The organism is Actinokineospora sp. PR83 (genome assembly GCF_021056305.1).
In the GTDB taxonomy this organism is placed as follows: domain Bacteria; phylum Actinomycetota; class Actinomycetes; order Mycobacteriales; family Pseudonocardiaceae; genus Actinokineospora; species Actinokineospora spheciospongiae.
Genome location: NZ_JAJCXD010000002.1, coordinates 39263 through 58377 on the forward strand (window position 1 = coordinate 39263; position 19115 = coordinate 58377).

A 19115-nucleotide genomic window follows, 5' to 3' on the forward strand; every position below is an offset into this window, starting at 1 on the left:
ATCATGCGCCCAGTGTGACCGAGTGGGGCTGAAGAGATGCCCCACAGCCCGAGCAGGCTTGCACATGATCGCTACCCCCACCCAAGCACATCCACCCACCCGGGCATTTTCTTAGCCGGGCCGCCGGTTTGTTGGGCGGTCGGCGGCTGCGCACGATGGGTTCGGTGTGGCTGGCCGCCTGGCTGGCGGTTGGTGGGTGGGCGGCCTTGGGGGCGGCTCAGGTGTCGCGCATCAGTTCGGCGGCTCGTTTGATCGCTGTGCGGACGCGGAAGTAGGAGCCGCAGCGGCAGACGTTCTCGATCGCGTCGATGTCGGCGTCGGTGGGATTCGGGGTGTGGCGGAGGAGGGCTGCCGCGGCCATGATCTGGCCCGGTTGGCAGTAGCCGCACTGGGCGACGTCCTGTTCGAGCCAGGCCTGTTGGACCGGGTGCAGCACCTCGCCGTCGGCCAGGCCCTCGATGGTGGTGACCGAGTGGCCCGCGACCTCGGAGACCGGGGTGACGCAGGGGTTGAACGCCTCGCCGTCGAGGTGGCTGGTGCAGGCCTTGCAGACGTTGATGCCGCAGCCGTACTTCGGGCCGGTGACGCCCAGTTTGTCGCGCAGGGCCCAGAGGGTGGGCAGGTCGGCGGGGGCTTCGACGGTGACCGTCTCGCCGTTGACCGTGAAGGTGTGCTGGGGCATGGCGGCCTACCTCGGGAACGGGTCGAAGTCGACGGGGAAGTTCAGCGGGAAGCGGCGGGGTTTGCGGCCGGTGGCCCGGGCGTAGGCGTTGGCGATCGCCCCCACCGCGGCGGGGACGCCCAGTTCGCCCGCGCCGCCCGGGGAGCCGGTGGTGGGCATGGTGAAGATGCGGACGTCGGTGGGGGAGTCCTCCTGGCGGGCGTAGTGGAACTGCGAGTAGCTGCCCTCCAGGGGCAGGCCCCGGTCGATGTGCAGGCCCGCGCGCAGCGTGGTGGAGATGCCGTCGGTGAGGGCGCCCAGCAGTTGTGACTCCAGGCCGCGCGGGTTGATCACGCGGCCGGTGTCCACGGCGATGGTCGCCCGGACCACCCGGGGGGCGGCCGGGTCGTGGGCGTCGAGCTCCACCAGGTAGACCACGCAGGACTTGTACTCCTCGTGGAAGGCGATGCCCTGGGCGAACCCGGCGGGCATCGCCCGGCCCCACTGGCCCTCGGCGGCGGCCTTGGCGAGCACGGCGCGCTGCCGGTCGGTCTTGAGGAACTCCCGGCGGAAGGCGACCGGGTCTCGGCCCATCGACCGGGCGAGTTCGTCGACGACGATCTCCTCGGCGCCGCGGGTGTTGGCCGAGTAGACCGACCGCCAGCTTCCGGTGTGCATCTTGAGCGGGACCTCGGTCAGCGACTGGCCGGTGAGCCCGAGGTTGTACGGGGACTTGATCGTGGTCAGGAAGACGACCTGGGCGAAGGCGAGACCGCCCGCGACCGGTAGCTGGGCGGCCTCGGCGGTGATCGCGTCGCCCACCCCGTGGCCGAAGTCGGTCTCCACGCTGGCCACGCGGTGCTCGAAGCTGACCACGTTGCCCAGGGCGTGCACGGCGCGGATCTTGTGGTGGCTGGCGGCGCGGGCCCGGCCGTGGCGCATGTCGTCCACCCGCGACCACATCAGCTTGACCGGCCTGCCCACCGCCCTGGAGACCTGGGCGGCTTCCAGGGCGGCGTCGGCGAAGAGCCTGCGGCCGAAGGAGCCGCCGCCCTGGGTCACGTGCACGGTGACCTTGTCCACCGGCAGCCCGAGGGCCTCGGCGATGCCCTCCTTGGCGTTGATCGGCGACTTGAGCCCGGCCCAGATCTCGGCCCGGTCGGCGCGCACGTCGGCGACGGCGGAGTTGGTCTCCATCGGGGCGTGGCTGACGAAGGCGAAGTCGAACTCCGCGTCGACCGCCTTGCCCAGCAGTGGCGGTCCGCCGAACCCGGCGGTGGCCGCGTGCAGCTTCGCCGTGATCGTGTCGTCGGACTCGCCGTCGACCGTGCCGCCGTTCCAGGTGACGGCCAGGGCTTCCTTCGCGTCGAGCGCCTGGCCGAAGGTCTCCGCGACCACGGCCACGCCGGTGGGGATCACCGCCAGGGCGAGCACGCCGGGCATGGCGCGCACGACGGCCTCGTTGTCCACCGAGCGGACCGTGCCGTTGATCGTGGGTGCCCGGCGCACCATCGTCGGCAGCGCGCCGGGCACGTCGAGGTCGAGGGTGTAGCGCTGCTTCCCGGTGACCATCGCCCGCGCGTCGATCCGGGAGGTCGGCGTGCCCACGACGGTGAAGTCGCGCTCGGGCTTGGGCAGGACCAGGCCGACGAACAGCTTCGGGTCCGCCGCGGCGGCGGCCAGGTCGCCGTAGCGGGCGGTGCGGCCGTCGGTGGCGGTGATGACGCCCGCGCGGGTGGTGAGCGCGCCGGTCGGCACCCGCAGCCGCGCCGCCGCCGCGGCCAGGAGCCGGGCCCTGGCCAGGGCGGCGGCGTTGCGGATCGGGCCGTAGACCGAGCGGATGGTGTTGGAGCTGCCGGTGAGCTGGTTGAACAGCAGCTCCGGCCGGGCGTCGTCGAGTTCCACCCGGACCCGGTCGACCGGCAGGTCCAGCTCCTCGGCGACCAGCATGGCGGCGGCGGTGGTGATGCCCTGGCCGACCTCGGCGCGCGGCAGCCGCAGGGTGGCCGTGCCGTCGGGGTCGACCCGCAGGACGAGCATGTGCGCGGTCGGGGTGCCCGCCAGGATCAGCACGTCGCCCAGGTCCAGGATGTCGGCCGGGGCGGGCAGGGTGGGGATGGCGGCGTCCGCGGCGGGGGAGTCGAGCAGGGTGCCCGCCACGGTGAGCGTGGGGGCGGCCACCAGCAGCGCGAGCACGGTCCGCCTGCCGATTCGCGAGCTGGTCATCAGCGCCTCCTCGAACCGGGACCGGATCACGACCCTATGCGGGCAGGGAGGGCGGGGGCAACGGTGCGTAGTCGCCTGAGCGACTTCTGCTCACACTGTGCGGCACGCGTGCGTCCGATTGTGCGTACAACCACACTCTCTGCGGCCGGACGGCCCAGGGCGCGCGCGGCGTGCGGCGGAGGTGCGGGGGCCGGTCAGCCCGCGTTGCGCTTGAGAATCTCCACGTGCAGCGGGTGGTCGTCGCCGTCGTCGAGCCAGGTGCGCGCCTCGTCGGTCAGGGTGCGCAGGACGTGCCAGCCGAAGGAGTCCGTCGAGGGCAGCCTGCCGTCCTTCGACGGCGCCGCCGCGTTCACCCGGATGCCCGCCGGGGTGGAGTGGAACGCGCAGGTCAACTGGGCTCCCGGCCGGGCCAGGGCGATCACCTGCGAGCACGCCTCGTCCACCGCCAGGCGCAGGTCGGCGATCGCGTCGACGGTCAGGTCGGCCCCCATCGCCACGGTCGCGGCGACCCCGCGCACGACCGGCAGGCTGCCGAACTCGGCGGGCAACCGCAGTTCCACCCGGGTGTGCGCTGTCTCCGACACGGTCATGCTCCCTCAGTCCCCACGCTCAGCACGGCGGCCGTCCCCTCCGGCGGACGCACGCCCCGGCTGGCTACCCCGGACGATCACGTTCGACACGCCTTTCCCGGGCGCGGTTCGGCGGGCCCCGCCCGGTCCCGACTAATATCGCCGCGGGACGTTGAGCAGCCAGCGGCCCTCGTCCCCATGCTCCGTTCCGGAAGGGCTGCCATGAGTACGTCCGAGATGTTGACGGTCGAAGCGGGCGACAACGCCGAGGCCATCCTGTTGCGCGTGCGCGGTGAGATCGACATGGGCACCGCCCCCATCCTGCGCCGGGGCCTCGACGACGCCGCCGCCCGCCGCACCGACGAGCGCCCCGTGGTGCTCGACCTCAGCGGGGTCGGCTTCCTCGCCTCCGCCGGGCTCGCCCTGCTGGTGGAGTACCACCGCGACCTGGTCGACCGGGGCGCGGCGCTGCGGGTGGTCAGCAACGGCGGGCCGGTGCTGCGCGCCATCCAGGTCAGCTCCCTGGACAAGGTCCTCGCCGTCTACCCGTCCGCGGAGGCCGCCCTGGCCGCCGACCACGCCTCGGGCTGAGCGGTTCTCACCGCGGGCCGTGTCTTCGAGCCCGCGATTTTTGATGGGGGTGCCCGACGGGGTGCGCGTCTCCAAAGCCCCGGTCTTTGTGTAGGGACGCCCGGCTGGGTGGATGTGCTTGGCCGGGGCCCCTATGGCGATCATGTGCCCAGTGTGACCGAGTGGGGCTGAAGGGATGCCCCACAGCCCGAGCAGGCTTGCACATGATCGCCACCCCCGGCCAAGCACATCCACCCACCCGGGCAGTTGGGTAGCCGGGCCTGCGGTTTTCGGGGTGGCTGGTTATCGCTGCGCCGGTGAGGTTTTGGGTGGCTGGTAGCCGGGCCGCCGGTTTGTGTGGGGTGGTTGGGTGTTGCGCTGATGCCGGTTCGGGCGGTTGGTAGCCGGGCAGGTGGTTTTCGGGGTGGTCGGCGGCTGCGCTCGGTGGGGGCGGCGTGGCAGGCAGCCGGGTCGGCGTTCTCGGGGTGGCCTGCGTTGCGGACAGGCCCCGGTGGGCTCACATCCCCCCGGCGGTGTGCCGGTACAGCAGTGCCGCGACGTCGTCGTCGTGGCCGTGTTCGGGTGCCAGGCCGGTGATCACCCGGTGCAGCGCCTCGTCCAGCGTCGGGGCGTCCCCGGCCTCCACCAGCGCCCGCACGGCCCGGTCGATGCCGTCGTCGATGACTTCCCCGCGCCGTTCCACCAGGCCGTCGGTGTAGAGCAGGACGGTGCAGCCGTCCTCCAGGTCCACCGTGGCCTGCGGGCGCGCCCCGGTGCCGCGCACCGCCAGCGGCACCGAACTCGCCCCGTCCAGCTTGCTGGTGCGCCCGCCCCGACCCGCGACGAGGCCGGGCAGGTGTCCCGCGCTGCTGTAGACGAGGGTCCCGGCCCGGTCGTCGACGATCGCGCAGAACACCGTGGTGCAGGTGGCCCCGGGCAGCAGCTCGGCGAAGTCGTCCAGCGCGGTGAGCACCTGCGCCGGGTCGATCGCCTGTTGCAGCAGCGCCCGGCAGGCGCTGCGGAGCTGGCCCATCACCGACGCCGCGCGCAGCCCGCGGCCCACGCAGTCGCCCACCACCACGCCCACCCGGTGCTCGTCGAGGCGCACCACGTCGTACCAGTCGCCGCCGACCTCCAGTGGCTCCAGGGCGGGTTCGTAGCGCACGGCGAAGCCGTCGGGCAGGTCGGTGGGGCCCAGGATGGAGCGTTGCAGCGTCACCGCCACGGTTCGCTGCTCGTCGAACGAGCGGGCCCGGGTCAGCGCCAGGCCGAGCTGGGCGCACAGCGAACCGAACAGGAACCGGTCCACGTCGGACACCCGCTGCGGCGGGTCCAGCTCCAACCAGACCGCCGTCTCCTCGCCCGCGGCGTCCAACCGGGCGGCGATGCCCAGCGAGCGGCGGTCCGCCCCCGGCTCGGGCACCACCTGCGGGGTGCGGGTGCGCTGGGCGGCGGCCAGCGCCGATCGGGCGTGCGCGGGCAGGTCGTCCCAGCCGCGCCCGTCGGCGTCGGCGACCACCTCGGGCCGGTCGCCGCGGGTGTCCGACCCCTCCGAACCCCGGACCCAGGCGACCGCCACCGCGGGCCGGGTCGACCACGCCCCGCCCAGGCCGCTGCTGCCCGCCGCCAGCACCTCGCCCACGTCGGTGGCGTCGGCCAGCGCGGCGGCGAAGGTGGCCAGCGCGGCGTCGCGCTCGGCGGCCACCCGGTCGGAGGTCACGTCGCGCACGGTGCCGACGAACAGCTTCGGACCCGTGCCCAGCGGCGGCACCTCGTTGACGCTCACCGCCAGCCACACCCGGCGCCCGGTGTCGCGCCGGGCGGGCACCTCGAACCGGCCGCCGCCCCCGGCCAGCGCTTGGTCCAGTGCGTCCTCCAGGCGCTGCGCGGCGCGCGGGTCGACCTCGCTGACCGGCCACCACGGGTAGGGGCGCGGGTAGGGCAGGCCGCGGGCGTCGAAGCCGAGGATCTGCCCGCAGGCGGCGTTCATCTCCAGGATCGTGCCCGCCGCGTCCATCATGAAGAACCCGTCGTCCAGCGACTCCACCAGCGCCGCCCGCCAGGCCGCCTGGTGGCTGCGCAGCCGGGCCAGCTCCAGGTTCGACCGCACCCTGGCCACCAGCTCCTGGGCGGAGAACGGCTTCGACAGGTAGTCGTCCGCGCCCGCGGCCAGGCCCTCGATCGCGGCCTCCTCACCCGCCCGGGCCGACAGCAGGATCACCGGGATGTGCTCGGTGCTGGGGTTGCCGCGCAGCGCGGCCAGCAGCCCGTACCCGTCCAGGCCGGGCATGAGCACGTCGGTCAGCACCAGGTCCGGCCTGCCCCGGCGGACCGCGGTCAGGGCCTCGTCGCCGTTCGCCGCGACCGCCACCTCCCAGTGCCTGCTCAGCAGCCGCACCAGGAACCCGCGCAGGTCGGCGTTGTCCTCCACCACCAGCACCCGGGAGCCGCCGGTGGCGCGCGGGTCGGTCTGCGGCAGCGCCTCCACCCAGGACGTGCCCCCGCTCCAGCCCAGCGCCTCGTCCAGGTACGCCTCGGCGACCGCGCCGCGCGCCGGGGTGGCGGTGGCCGCGGGGGCCTCGCCGTAGGGCAGGGTCACGGTGAAGGTGGTGCCCACCCCCGGCTCGCTCGCCGCGTGGATGTCGCCGGAGTGCAGGTGCACCAGCTCCGCGGCCAAGGCCAGCCCGATGCCGGTGCCCTCGCGGGAGCGGGCGGCGGGCTCGCGGACCCGGTGGAACCGGTCGAACAGCCGGGGCAGCTCCTGGGCCGGGATGCCCAGGCCGGTGTCGGCCACGGTGAGCACGGCCCGGCCGTCGAGGTCGGCGACAGCCACCTCGATCGAGCCGGAGAGGGTGAACTTCAGCGCGTTCGACAGCAGGTTCAGCACCACCCGCTGCCACATGTCCCGGTCGACCGCCACCTCCCTGGGCAGCGGCGGGGTGTCCACCCGCAGCTCCAGGCCCGCCCGCTCGACCGCGGGTCGGAACGAGTCGGCGATCGCGGCGGTGAACACCGACAGGTCGGTGGCACCGGGCTCGGCCCGCAGCGAGCCGCTCTCGATCCGGGTGAAGTCGAGGATGTTCTCCACCATCCGCACCAGCCGGGCGGCGTTGCGGCGGATCACCTCCACCCGCTCGCGGTGCGTCGGCGGCAGCGGCTCGTCCGCGTCGGCCAGCGCGTCCTCGGCGGGACCGGCGATCAGCGTCAGCGGGGTGCGCAGCTCGTGGCTGACGTTGGCGAACAGCTCGGTCTTGGCCCGGTCCAGCTCGGCCAGCGACTCGATCCGCGCGCGCTCGGCGTCGTGCGTGGCCGCGTTCGCCAGGGCCGCGGACACCGCGGCGGCCACCAGGTCGAGGAACTCGCGGTACCCGGACGACAGGTCCAGCATCGGGTTCGGCACCGCGACGAGCACCCCGCCCACCCCGGTCAGCGAGGTCAGCGGCAGCGCCAGCGCGCGCGCCCCGCCGCCGGGCGGTTCCGGTAGCCACGCCGCCTCCCCGTCGGCGAACACCGTGCGGAGCACCTCGACGACCGGGTCGGGCCCCACCAGGTTGACGGTCAGCGGCGCGGACTCGCGGTGGACCGCACCCGCCAGGACCAACTGCTCGCCGTCGAGCAGGTACAGCAGCGCCCGCGGCACGTCCTCGGGGTCGTCGGCGAGCGCGGTGGCGGTGACCCGGCCGATCCGCTCGGTGTCCGACAGCCCGGTCAGCAGCGTGCCGAGCCTGCCCAGCGCGCGCATCCGCCGCTCGCCCAGCACCCGGCCGGTGGTCTCGGTGACCAGGCACAGCACCCCGCCGACGTACACCGCCCCGTCCCCGCCCACGGGGTCGTCGACGAACACCGGGTCGTAGGAGACGTCGAAGTAGGTCTGCTCCAAGAAGCCGTGCCGCTCGATCGGGAACGGGTGGTCCTGCGCCCAGAACGGGGTGCCGGTGCGGTGGACCCGGTCCAGCAGCGGCGCCAGCACCTCCCACAGCTCGCCCCAGTTCTCCTCGGCGGGCCGCCCCAGCGCGCGGGGGTGCTTGTCGCCGATGGTCGGGGCGTAGGCGTCGTTGTAGACGGCGATCCGCTCCGGCCCCCAGAACAGCACCATCTGCTGGCGGGAGGAGATCATCGTGCGCACCACCGACCGCAGCTGCGGGTGCCAGTCCCCGGCAGGCCCGAGCGGGGTGCCCGCCCAGTCGACCGCGGCCAGCAGCCCGGTCACCGGGTCCGACCCGGTGAACGGCTGGCCGATCCGCTCGCCCTCGTGCTCGACCGCCAACCCAGCCGCCTCCCGTCGTCGCCGGGGACAGTATCCGGGCACAACCCGGGTGTCCGCACCACACGGTGTCCGGCCGGGGTGGGCGGGGCGGGCTAGATTGAGCGCACTCAACCCGTGATGGCCGAGAGGGGCGTGGACGGTTGACGGACCCGCCGGACCGCGCGCACCCGGTGCCCACCGCGCGCGACCACACCGCGCTGTTCTACCGGGACCACGACGAGTACCTCGACTGCGTCGCCGCCTTCGTGCGCGAGGGCGTCCTCGGCGGCGAGTCGGTGACCGTGGCCGTGCCCGCCCCGAACCTCGACCCGCTGCGCGCCCGCTGCGCCGCCGACGGCGTCGGCGAGCGGGTGCGCTGGCTCGACATCGCCCACGTCGGCGGCAACCCCGGCAGGCTCGTCCCCGCCGTGCTGCACCCGGTGCTGCACCTGGGCGCCCGGGTCGTCACCGAGGTGGTCTGGCCGGGGCGCACGCCCGCGGCCTACCGGTCCTGCGTGCGGCACGAGGCGCTGACGAACTCCCTGCTCGACGGCCGGGCCGTGCGGGTGCTCTGCCCCTACGACGCCCGGCGGCTGCGCCCGGGGGAGCTGGCCGACGCGCTGGCCACCCACCCCGGGGTGCTGGAGCACGGCGCCCGGCGGCTCAGCCCCCGCTACGCCCCGCAGGTCGCGCTGGAGACCTACAACCAGCCCTTCCCCGAGACCGAGGCCGCGGTCGAGCTGGAGGTCGACAGCGGGCGGCTGGCGACCGCGCGCGGCCTCGCGGGCGAGCGCGCCCGCGACGTGGGCCTCGACGAGGAGCAGGCCGGTGACGTGGCGCTGGTGGTCACCGAGCTGCTCACCAACAGCGTCGAGCACGGCGGCGGCGCGGCGGTGCTGCGGCTGTGGGCGGACGCGGACGGCCTGGTGTGCGAGGTGCGCGACCGGGGCAGGCTGGTCGACCAGCTCGCGGGCCTGCGCCCGGCCCCGCACAACCAGCCCAACGGCCGCGGTCTGCTGCTGGTGAACACCCTCGCCGACCTCGTCGCGGTGCACACCGGTGCGGGCGGGACGACGATCCGCGCGCACTTCGCCCGCAGAACGGGTGCTTGACCCACCGGGAGACCGGGTACGTCCCCAGGCAGTGACAGCCAGATCCTGATCGCGACCTGGAGGACGAGGAGATGACCGAGCACCCCCGCGGCATGGCCCGCAGGCTCGTCGCCGTCACCCGCGGTGGCGGTGCCGACCCGCGCGGCACCGACGGTGCGCTCGACGTGTTGACCGGTCCCGACCACCGCGAGCGCCTGACCGCGGTGCTGCACGAACTGGTGGTCGCCACCGCCGACATGATGCTGCTGCGCGCCGACACCCCCGTGGCGGACAAGGCGTTCGTGCTCGACCTGCGCGACGAGGACGGCCAGCCCGTCGTCGTCGACCAGCTCGACCCGCCGGTCCGCGCGCTGGTGCGCGCCCTGCTCGCCGAGCTGAACGGCAGGCCGGAGGACACCGACTTCCAGCTGGGCCTGGCCCTGCGCGAGGACGAGCGCTACGACCCGATCGACGTGCTGGTCCTGGCTCTGCTGTGGACGGTCGGCTCCATCGAGTGGTGCGAGGAGAACGACGCACCCACCCCGGGCTGGCTCGTGTAACCGTTGTCGGCGTGGGTACCCGGTTCGCATGTGCCACTACAGCCACACCGCCACCGCCGCCGTTCCCGCCGACGACGTCTTCGCCTACCTCTCCGACGTCCGCCACCTGCCCGACTACTTCCCCAGGATGGTCAGCGCGGAGCCCCTGGGGGAACAGTCCTCCGGGAACCGGGAGGTGGCGATCGAGACCGATGTGGACGGTGAACGGGTCGCCGCCAAGGCCTGGCTCCTGGTCGACCCGGAGACCCGCTCGCTGCGCTGGGGCGCGGACGGCCCCGACGACTACCACGGCTGCCTCCAGGTGACCGACATCGGCGCCGGGGAGTGCTCGATCGAGGTCTCCCTGCACACCGCGCGCACCGACGACCCGGAAGTCCAGTCGGGGATCGAGATGACCGTGGCCCAGTTGACCCAGGCCGTCGCCGCCGCCTGATCCCACCCTGAACCCCTTGTCGTGGAACGCGTTCGGGTCGGCGGCGCGGGGACTACTTCATGGCGGCGAGCTGGATCAGGTTGCCGCAGGTGTCGTCGAAGACGGCGACGACCACCGGTCCCAGGTCGGTCGCGTCCTGGGTGAACCGCACGCCCAGCCCCTTGAGGCGCTCGACCTCGGCGGGCACGTCGTCCACGGCGAACTGGGTGAACGGGATGCCGTCAGCGACCAGCGCCTTCTTGAACGGACCCGCCGCCGGGTGGCCGTCCGGCTCCAGCAGCAGTTCGACACCGTCCGGGTCGGCGGGGGAGACCAGGGTGAGCCAACGGGCCTCACCGGCGGGCACGTCGGTCTTCTTGGTGAACCCCAGCTTCTCGGTGTAGAAGGCCAGAGCCTTGGCCTGGTCGTCGACGAACACGCTGGTGATGTTGATGCGGATCACGGGTTCGGTTCTCCTCGGTCTGTGGGCCACCGCTCCGCGATGGAGCGCAGCGGGCCCGTGTCGATGTGGTGGAACTTGTACCGGCCTTCCCGCCGGGTGCGCACCAGACCTGCCTGTTCGAGTACCGCGAGGTGTTGCGAGATGGCCTGGCGCGAGGAGCCCAGGCCGTGCTTCATCGTCAGCCTGCCGCAGATCTCGAACAGCGTCTGACCGTCCTTGTCGGTCAGTTCGTCCAGGATGGTGCGTCGCGTCGCGTCGCCGAGAGCCCTGAACAGCTCGGGGTTCGCGTCCACGGGCACAGTTATACGCAAGCCATCACTTGCCTGTCAAGGTGGGGCGGGCCGGGGAGCGACCCCCGACCCACCCCTGGTCGTGCGTTCAGGCGGTGGCGTTGGCGCGGGTGATGAAGTCGATCAGCTCCTGGTCGGGGCCGCAGAACTCCTGCTCGATCCGCGCCGCGTTCTCCTCGTACATCCGGTACATCGAGTCGCGCAGCCCGCTGTCGCCGCCGTGGAACTGCTCCAGCAGGCCCATCCACTCGCGGGCCATCTCGCGGGCCTCCGGCGTGCCGGGGTCCATGCCCGCCGCGACCGCAGCCCGGACGCGGGGGATGAGCACCTGCCAGGCCCGCTCGGCACCCGCGATGGTGTCCTCGCCCAGTTGTTCGCGGCGCTCGGCCAGTGCGGCGAGCTGGGTCCGGTCGAAGTACTTCTGCATCGTCTCGTCCACTGTGGTCACCTTCCGGATCAGGTCCAGGAAGTCGGTGACGTCGGCGTGGTGGTCCCGCCGTACCGCCGTCAGCACGGTGCCCAGTTGCGCGCGCAGCGTGCGCAGGGCCGTGATCCGGTCGTCGAGGTACTCGCGGTGCCGGTCCAGCAGTGGCTCCAAGGGAGCGTCGCCCGCCAGGACCTGGCCGATGGCCTCCAGGGACAGCCCGATCTGGCGCAGGGCCAGCACCCGGTACAGGCGGACCACGTCCGCCTCCCCGTACAGGCGGTGACCCGCCTCGGTCCGCGCCGACGGGCTGACCAGGCCCAGGCGGTCGTAGTGGTGCAGGGTGCGCACCGTGAGACCCGCCGCCTCGGCCAACTGCCCGACCTTGTGGAGCTTCTCCACCACGTCGTTCACCTCCTCCCGCCTGCCCGTTCGGGCAGGCGCGGACGACGCTAGGTCCTGACGTCGCGTCAGGTGCAAGGCCGAATCCGGTCAGCCCTCCGCGAGGGTGTCGAGGATCTGCTGCCCGTACTTGGCGAGCTTGTTCTCCCCGACGCCGCTGATGGTGCCCAGCGCCGCCAGGTCGGCGGGGTTCTGCGCAGCGATGGTGCGCAGGGTGGCGTCGTGGAAGATCACGTACGCGGGGACGCCCTGCTCCTTGGCGGTGGTGGCCCGCCAGGCGCGCAGCCGCTCGAAGACCGGCGCGGCCTCGGTGGACAGCGCCACGGCCGGGGTGGCGGCCCGCTTCGACCGGGTGCCGCCGCCGCTGCTGCCCGCCGGGCGCTCGGGTTCGCGGCGGAGCATGACCTGGCGGGACTGCCCGAGGACCTCGGTGCTGGCCTTGGTCAGGTGCAGCGTGCCGTAGTCGCCCTGCACCGCGAGCAGGCCCTGGGCCAGGAGCTGGCGGACGACCCCGCGCCACTCCTGGTCCTTGAGCTCGGTGCCCTTGCCGAAGGTGGCGAGCTGGTCGTGCCGGTGCTGGGTGATCTTGTCGGTCTGCTTGCCCAGCAGGATGTCGATGATCTGGCCCGCGCCGAAGTGCTGGTTGCGCTCCTTGTCCAGGCGCCAGACCGCGGACAGCAGCTTCTGCGCGGCGACCGTGCCGTCCCAGGACTCCGGCGGGGTCAGGCAGGTGTCGCAGTTGTCGCACTTCTTGTCGGCGGTCTGGCCGAAGTAGTTGAGCAACTGGCCGCGGCGGCACTCGACCGTCTCGCACAGGGCCAGCATCGCGTCCAGGTGCGCGCTGAGCCTGCGGCGGTGGGCCAGGTCGCCCTCGGACTGGTCGATCATCTTGCGCTGCTGCACCACGTCGGCGAGGCCGTAGGCCAGCCAGGCGGTGGACGGCAGCCCGTCGCGGCCCGCGCGACCGGTCTCCTGGTAGTAGCCCTCGACCGACTTGGGCAGGTCGAGGTGCGCGACGAAGCGGACGTCCGGCTTGTCGATGCCCATGCCGAAGGCGATGGTGGCCACCACGACCAGCCCGTCCTCGCGCAGGAACCGCGACTGGTTGCGCGCCCGGGTCCCGGCGTCGAGGCCCGCGTGGTACGGCACGGCCGGAACCCCGTTCTGCGACAGGAATTCCGCGGTCTTCTCCACCGTGGCGCGCGAGAGGCAGTAGACGATGCCCGCGTCGCCCGCGTGCTCGGTGCGGATGAGGTCGAGGACCTGCTTCTGCGGGCTTGCCTTGGGCACGATCCGGTACTGGATGTTCGGCCGGTCGAAGCTGGCCACGAAGTGCCGGGCCCGGACCAGGTCGAGGCGCTCGGCGATCTCGGTGTGCGTGGCCTCGGTGGCGGTCGCGGTCAGCGCGATGCGCGGCACGTCCGGCCACCGCTGGTGCAGCTCCGACAGCGCCAGGTAGTCCGGGCGGAAGTCGTGGCCCCACTGCGACACGCAGTGCGCCTCGTCGATGGCGAACAGCGCCACCTTGCCCCGACCCAGCAGGTCCACCGTGGAGTCCAGGCGCAACCGCTCCGGCGCCAGGTAGAGCATGTCCAGCTCACCGGAGAGGAAGTCCCGCTCGACCTCGCGGCGCTGGTTGTGGTCCTGGGTCGAGTTGAGGAACCCGGCGCGCACGCCGACGTTGCGCAGCGCGTCGACCTGGTCCTGCATCAGCGCGATCAGCGGGGAGATCACCACGCCCACGCCGTCGCGGACCAGCGACGGGATCTGGTAGCACAGCGACTTGCCGCCGCCGGTGGGCATCAGCACCAGCGCGTCGCCGCCGCCGACCACGGTGTCGATGATCTCGGCCTGCTCGCCGCGGAAGGCGTCGTAGCCGAAGACCCGCCGCAGCACCTCCAGCGGCGACTCCGGTTCGCGCGGGCGCGCGGGCACCGCGACCTCGGCCGCGAATTCGGCGGCCTCGGCGGTCGCCGCGGGCCGGGTGGCTCCGGTGGTCGGGGCCGGGTCGAAGTACTCGGGTTCGTCGAACTCGTCCGGCTCCGGTGGCAGCGGGAGGTCCGCGTAGTCGGTGGCGAAGTCGGCGACGCTGTACTCGGTGTGGTGGGCGGACACGCGGCGATACTACGGCGATCGGCCGACACGGCGGCGACCGCCGCGTCCCGCCTGTGGACAACTCCGAGCCCGCTCGGAGTAGCCCCAGGTCAGGGCGCGGCGGTCGGTCCGCGGCCGGTCAGCCCGGGGTGCGGTCCCCGGTCGGCGGGGTGGCGGCGGCGAGCCGGGGCACCCGCCTCACGGGGTGGTCCACTTCTGCTGCGCGGCGCCGGTGCACGTCCAGATCTGGGTCCGGGCACCGTCGTTCGAGCTGCCGTCGACCACGTCCAGGCACTTGTCCGCGGCGATGTTGACCACGTCCCGCGCCGGGCTCACGGCCCACTTCTGCGCACCGGTGCCGTTGCACGTCCAGAGCTGGACCCTGGCGCCGTTCGCGGTCGACCCCGAGGTGACGTCGAGGCACTTGCCGAACGCCTTGATCGTGCCGTCCGCGCCGAAGGTCCAGCTCTGCGCGGGGTTCGACGAGCAGTTCGCGATCTGCACCGGGGTGCCGTCCGCGGTGGCGGCCCCGGCCACGTCCAGGCACTTGCCCGCGATGCCGGTGACCCGGCCGGTGCGCGGCGCGGTGCCGCCGTCCCCGCTGGTCACGTGCACGTAGTCGACCACGAGCTGGTTCGGGAACGGGGTCGAGCCGTTGGGGTCGCCCGGCCAGTAGCCGCCCACGGCGAGGTTGAGGATCAGGTAGAAGGGGTGGTCGAAGACCCAGCGGTTGCCGCCGACGTCGGCGGTGGTCTTGGTGCTGTAGGCGTTGCCGTCCACCGACCAGACGATCCGGCCGGGGGTCCAGTCGACGGCGAAGGTGTGGAAGCCGTCGGCGAAGGTGGGACCGCTGTAGCCCGCGCCGATGCCGCCTGCGCCGGAGTAGCCGGGGCCGTGGATGGTGCCGTGCACGGTGTTGGGCTCGAAGCCGACGTTCTCCATGATGTCGATCTCGCCGGAGTTGGGCCAGCCGACGCTGCCGATGTCGCTGCCCAGCATCCAGAACGCGGGCCACATGCCCTGCCCGCGCGACATCTTGATCCTGGCCTCGTAGTGGCCGTAGGTCTGGGTGAAGGTCTGCGCGGTGGACAGCCGCGCCGAGGTGTACTCGCAGCGGCCGTACCAGCACTGGTAGTTGCCCGGGTTCTCCCGCTTCGCGGTGATGACCAGGTTGCCGTTGCCGTCGAGGGCGGCGTTGTTCGTGCCGCTGGTGTACCACTGGCGCTCGTGGTTGTTGACGTTGTCGCCGGTCTCGAACCGCCACTTCGAACCGTCGACCGGCGCCCCTGCGGGGCCGTTGAAGTCGTCGGTGAAGGTGGCTGCCGCGGCGCTGACCTCGGGGGCGGGGACCGCCTGGGCGTCGGTGCCGGGGGAGAGCGGGACCACCAAGGCGGCCACGGCCACCGCGGCCCAGGAGAACGCGCCGCGGAGACGGGATCTGGTCGACTTCGCTGTCACCGGTGTCACCTCTTTTGCGGACGCCACGCAGCACGTCTGCCCGGTTGGTGCCGGTGAGACGCGTCGTGGGTGTTTGTGCGGGGTGACAACAAACTATGCCTGGTCCAGACCACTGGAGGCAAGGGGGACTTCTTCCCGAATGCCCCGGTGGTGTGGGATCGGTGCACGGGTGCTCACCCCGCCGGGCTGTCTCCACCGGCCCGCTCGGCCGCCCGCTTGCGGCGCTTGCCCTCGTGCATGGCCTGCACCCTGGCCACCGGGATGGTGTGCCCCTCGGCGACGAGGTCCCGGGGGAGCGCCACCGGCCGGGGCATCAGGTCGGCCCACGGGTCCCGGCCGCCGAGGAGCGCGGGCGCGGTGGTGATGGTGAAGTCGCCCGGGCGCGCGTCGTCGAGGTCGGACCAGGGCAGGGGGAAGGAGACCGGGACGCCGGGGCGCCTGCGCGGGCTGTAGGCGGCGGCGACGGTCGCGCCGTGCGCGCGGGTGGAGTCCAGGAACACCCTGCCGTGCCGGTCGTCGCGGATGAACGCCGTCGTCGCCAGGTCGGGGTCGAGCCGCTCGGCGCGGGCGGCCAGCGCGCGCATCGCCGCGGCCATGTCGTCGGCGTCCTCCTCCGCGGTCACCGGGACGAAGACGTGCAACCCCTTGGCGCCGCTGGTCTTCACCACGCCCGTCAGCCCGCAGTCCTGCAGCGCGCGGCGCACCAGGTGCGCCGCGCGGACGGCCACGGCGAAGTCGCCGCCCTCGGGCGGGTCGACGTCGAGGACCAGGTGCGTCGGCCTGCCCGGGCGGGCGGCGGTGGCCAGCGTCGGGTGGTACTCGATCGCCCGCTGGTTGCCGAACCACAGCAGCGTGCGGCGGTCGTCGCACAGCGCGTAGGAGATCTCCCGCTTCGACGACTCCGCCCACACCGGGACCGTCCTGACGAACGACGGGGTGTACTTGGGGACGTTCTTCTGCATGAACGCGTCCTGCCCGCGCAGCACCCGCACGACGGACAGCGGCCTGCCCGACAGCACGGGCAGGAACCGGTCGGCCACGGCGTCGAGGTAGTCGACCAGGTCGCGCTTCGTCGCGCCCGCGCCGTCGAACAACTCCTGGTCCAGGTTGGTGAGGGTCACGCCGTCCCTGGTCTCGCCCTTGTCGCCGCTCATCGCCCCACCCTGCCCACCCCGGGCACCCCCGGCAACCTCGCCGGTCGCCACCGATCCGCCGCGGCGTCGCGGGGGTTTTGCGCAGGATGCGCAATGCAGCGGTGAAAAGGAACAGTTGTCCGCTGGTGACAATTCCGCGAGCAATTGTGCGCACGCCAGGATGTCGACCGTTTGGGCACCTCCCACCAGGGGTAATGGACCTACGCGGGGATTGCGGCGCAAGACGCTCACGTCGATGAGTGGTCGGGTCGGCAATTCACGGACATTCGTGCACTCTTTTCCCGCACCCGTTTTCCTCCCCGTAGCACTGCCTTAGCGTACGAACTCCGGAACCGCCCAACGTCGAGGAGTTCGATCGTGCGTCGTAACATCGTGAAGAGGTCGGCGGTGCTGGCCGCCGCCGCGGCGGTGGGTGCCGCGGCGTTCCTCGGTCCGCAGGCGTTCGCCGGGCAGCTCGACACCACCACCGCGGCCGCGCTCCAGGTCAGCGCCTTCGCCAAGGGGCCGAACCCGACCGACCAGTCCATCCGGGCGCAGAAGGGCCCGTTCGCGGTCCAGCAGCAGGCCGTCGCCGCCCAGTCCGGCCGCGCGTTCAACCGGGGCACGATCTACTACCCGACCGACACCTCCCAGGGCACCTACGGCGCCGTCGCGGTGATCCCCGGGTTCCTGGAGCCGGAGTTCACCACCTCCTGGTACGGCCCCACCCTGGCCTCCCACGGGTTCGTGGTCATCACCCTGGAGCCCATCTCCATCACCGACTTCCCGGAGCCGCGCAGCAACCAGCTCCTGGCCGCGGTGGACTGGCTGGCCACCGAGTCCCCGGTCAAGGACCGGGTCGACCCGAACCGCCTCGCGGTCATGGGCCACTCCATGGGCGGCGGCGGCACCCTGCTCGCGGCGAGCAAGAACCCGGCGCTGAAGGCCGCGATCCCGCTGGCCCCGTGGAACATGTCCTCCGACTTCAGCGACGTCACCGTCCCCACCCTGATCATCGGCGCGGACAACGACGTGATCGCCCCGACGTTCATGCACGCCGACCCGTTCTACGAGTCGCTGAAGGGCAACCAGAACCAGGGCTACCTCAAGCTCAAGGGCGCGGACCACTTCACCACCAACGGCTACACGGCCACGGTGACGAAGTTCGCCGTGTCGTGGCTCAAGCGCTTCGTCGACGACGACACCCGCTACTCGCAGTTCCTCTGCCCGGCCCCCACCCCGGACGCCTCCTTCGTCAGCTTCAAGATCGGCTGCCCGGTCTAGTCCGAACCGGCGGGGGGTGGGGCGGACCGCGGTGTCCACCCCGCCCCCCGTCCTCGTTCCTCGTCCTGCACCGACGACAGCGGGGGGCACCGGCATGACCGCGGCGCGCACGACCGCACCCGCCGAGGCCCTGCGCCTGGCCGCCGCCGCCCGCGCCCGCCGGTCGGACCTGGTCCGCACCGCGGTCGAGGCGATCACCCGGCCCGCGGGCCCGCGTGGTCCCGCAGACCTGACCGACCTCACCGCCACCGTCACCGCTGCCGTCGACGCGGGCCTGGACGCGGTGTTCGACGACCGCTGCGCCCCACCGGCGTGCCTGCGGCTGCTGGGCGAGGTGGGCGCGGCGGAGCGGCGGGCGGGCCGCGGCCTGGAGGTGGTCGAGTCCGCCACCCGGGTCGCCACCCGGGCGGTCTGGCACCACCTGGTCGTGCTCGCCCGCAGGCTGCGGGTACCACCCGCCACCACGGTCGCGGCGGTGGACGCCCTCTTCGCCTTCACCGACACCGTGTGCGAAGCCGCCCGCGCGGGCCACCGGGTCGCGGGGGAGAGCACCGACCCCGGCCGGGCCGAACTGCTGGCCCTGCTCCTGGCACCCGCACCCGTCCCCGACCTGACCACCCGGGCGGCCGAGGCGGGCTGGCCGCTGCCGGACCGGGTCACCGCGCTCGTCGCCGACACCCCGTTCCGCGCCGACCCCGCCCGCGTTCCCCCCGGGGCCCTCACCGACCCCGACCGGGCGAGCACCTGCCTGCTCGTCCCCGCCGACCAGCCGCTCCCCGAGGCCCCCAGCACCCGCCGGGACATCCGCTTCGCCGCAGGTCCCCCGGTGCGCACCGCCGAGGCCCACCGCTCGGCCCACTACGCCAGGACCCTCCTCGACCTCGTCGACCGGGGCACCCTGCCCACCCGGCGCCTCACCCGGGCCGACGACCACCTGCTCGCCCTCCTGACCGCGGCGGACGACGGCCTGCTGCCCTGGATCCGCTCGGCCACCCTCGCCCCGCTCGCCGCGCTCTCCCCGGGCCGCCGCGCCAAGCTGCTCACCACCCTCGCCCTGTGGCTGCGCCACGACGGGGACGTGCGCGAGGTGGCGGAGCGGGTGGGGCTGCACCCGCAGACGGTGCGCTACCGCCTCCAGCAGCTCAGGGACCTGCTCGGCGACTCGGCGTTGGAGGGCGAGCAGCGCTTCCTGCTGCGGCTGGCCATGGTCACCGCTGCCCCGGCGCGCTGAG

The 19115-nt window shown here is 73.2% G+C and carries 16 protein-coding genes; 6 read left to right on the forward strand and 10 right to left on the reverse strand.

Features of this window, described 5'->3' with window-relative positions; all coding sequences use genetic code 11:
* Positions 1-217: 217 nt before the first annotated feature.
* The 3 genes from L6E12_RS00455 to L6E12_RS00465 form a co-directional block, all read right to left on the reverse strand.
* Positions 218-682 (reverse strand): (2Fe-2S)-binding protein, encoded by a 465-nt coding sequence (locus L6E12_RS00455; RefSeq protein ID WP_236225843.1) that lies wholly within the window; start codon positions 680-682, stop codon positions 218-220.
* Positions 683-688: 6 nt separating this feature from the next.
* A complete protein-coding gene (locus tag L6E12_RS00460) occupies positions 689-2887 on the reverse strand; it encodes a xanthine dehydrogenase family protein molybdopterin-binding subunit (protein ID WP_236225844.1) in 2199 nt (732 codons plus the stop codon).
* Positions 2888-3081: 194 nt separating this feature from the next.
* The gene (locus L6E12_RS00465; RefSeq protein ID WP_236225845.1) at positions 3082-3471 is read right to left on the reverse strand and encodes an ATP-binding protein; all 390 of its coding nucleotides are present in this window, start codon (positions 3469-3471) and stop codon (positions 3082-3084) included.
* A 207-nt stretch (positions 3472-3678) separates the two neighbouring features.
* Between L6E12_RS00465 and L6E12_RS00470 the strand changes: the two genes are divergently transcribed.
* The gene (locus L6E12_RS00470; RefSeq protein ID WP_236225846.1) at positions 3679-4047 is read left to right on the forward strand and encodes an STAS domain-containing protein; all 369 of its coding nucleotides are present in this window, start codon (positions 3679-3681) and stop codon (positions 4045-4047) included.
* Positions 4048-4543: 496 nt separating this feature from the next.
* Here the strand turns inward: L6E12_RS00470 and L6E12_RS00475 are convergent, their stop codons facing one another.
* Positions 4544-8293 carry a SpoIIE family protein phosphatase gene (locus L6E12_RS00475; protein ID WP_236225847.1) on the reverse strand — a complete coding sequence of 1250 codons (3750 nt, stop codon included), beginning with the start codon at positions 8291-8293 and terminating at the stop codon, positions 4544-4546.
* A gap of 140 nt (positions 8294-8433) precedes the next feature.
* Between L6E12_RS00475 and L6E12_RS00480 the strand changes: the two genes are divergently transcribed.
* From L6E12_RS00480 to L6E12_RS00490, 3 genes are all read left to right on the forward strand, one after another.
* Positions 8434-9384 (forward strand): sensor histidine kinase, encoded by a 951-nt coding sequence (locus tag L6E12_RS00480; RefSeq protein ID WP_236225848.1) that lies wholly within the window; start codon positions 8434-8436, stop codon positions 9382-9384.
* A 71-nt stretch (positions 9385-9455) separates the two neighbouring features.
* Positions 9456-9923, forward strand: a complete 468-nt coding sequence (locus L6E12_RS00485; RefSeq protein ID WP_236225849.1) for a hypothetical protein — start codon at positions 9456-9458, stop codon at positions 9921-9923.
* Between the two features lie 28 nt (positions 9924-9951).
* Positions 9952-10356 carry an SRPBCC family protein gene (locus L6E12_RS00490; RefSeq protein WP_236225850.1) on the forward strand — a complete coding sequence of 135 codons (405 nt, stop codon included), beginning with the start codon at positions 9952-9954 and terminating at the stop codon, positions 10354-10356.
* A 52-nt stretch (positions 10357-10408) separates the two neighbouring features.
* Here the strand turns inward: L6E12_RS00490 and L6E12_RS00495 are convergent, their stop codons facing one another.
* The 6 genes from L6E12_RS00495 to L6E12_RS00520 all read right to left on the reverse strand — a co-directional run bounded on the left by L6E12_RS00495 (position 10409) and on the right by L6E12_RS00520 (position 16620).
* Complete coding sequence (locus tag L6E12_RS00495) at positions 10409-10798, reverse strand: VOC family protein (RefSeq protein WP_308073887.1); 390 nt, start codon at positions 10796-10798, stop codon at positions 10409-10411.
* Positions 10795-11091 (reverse strand): helix-turn-helix transcriptional regulator, encoded by a 297-nt coding sequence (locus L6E12_RS00500; protein ID WP_236225851.1) that lies wholly within the window; start codon positions 11089-11091, stop codon positions 10795-10797. Before L6E12_RS00500 ends, L6E12_RS00495 begins: the two co-directional genes overlap by 4 nt.
* 85 nt (positions 11092-11176) lie before the next feature.
* Complete coding sequence (locus L6E12_RS00505) at positions 11177-11926, reverse strand: MerR family transcriptional regulator (RefSeq protein WP_236225852.1); 750 nt, start codon at positions 11924-11926, stop codon at positions 11177-11179.
* Between the two features lie 78 nt (positions 11927-12004).
* Positions 12005-13849, reverse strand: a complete 1845-nt coding sequence (recQ, locus tag L6E12_RS00510; RefSeq protein ID WP_236225908.1) for a DNA helicase RecQ — start codon at positions 13847-13849, stop codon at positions 12005-12007.
* A 357-nt stretch (positions 13850-14206) separates the two neighbouring features.
* Entirely contained in the window at positions 14207-15466 is a 1260-nt protein-coding gene (locus L6E12_RS00515) for a family 16 glycosylhydrolase (protein WP_374201816.1), read from the reverse strand.
* Positions 15467-15639: 173 nt separating this feature from the next.
* The gene (locus L6E12_RS00520; RefSeq protein WP_236225853.1) at positions 15640-16620 is read right to left on the reverse strand and encodes a DNA polymerase domain-containing protein; all 981 of its coding nucleotides are present in this window, start codon (positions 16618-16620) and stop codon (positions 15640-15642) included.
* Positions 16621-16977: 357 nt separating this feature from the next.
* Between L6E12_RS00520 and L6E12_RS00525 the strand changes: the two genes are divergently transcribed.
* Together L6E12_RS00525 and L6E12_RS00530 are read left to right on the forward strand one after the other, a co-directional pair.
* Entirely contained in the window at positions 16978-17883 is a 906-nt protein-coding gene (locus L6E12_RS00525) for a dienelactone hydrolase family protein (RefSeq protein WP_236225854.1), read from the forward strand.
* A gap of 94 nt (positions 17884-17977) precedes the next feature.
* Positions 17978-19114 (forward strand): CdaR family transcriptional regulator, encoded by a 1137-nt coding sequence (locus L6E12_RS00530; RefSeq protein ID WP_236225855.1) that lies wholly within the window; start codon positions 17978-17980, stop codon positions 19112-19114.
* Position 19115 lies beyond the last annotated feature (1 nt).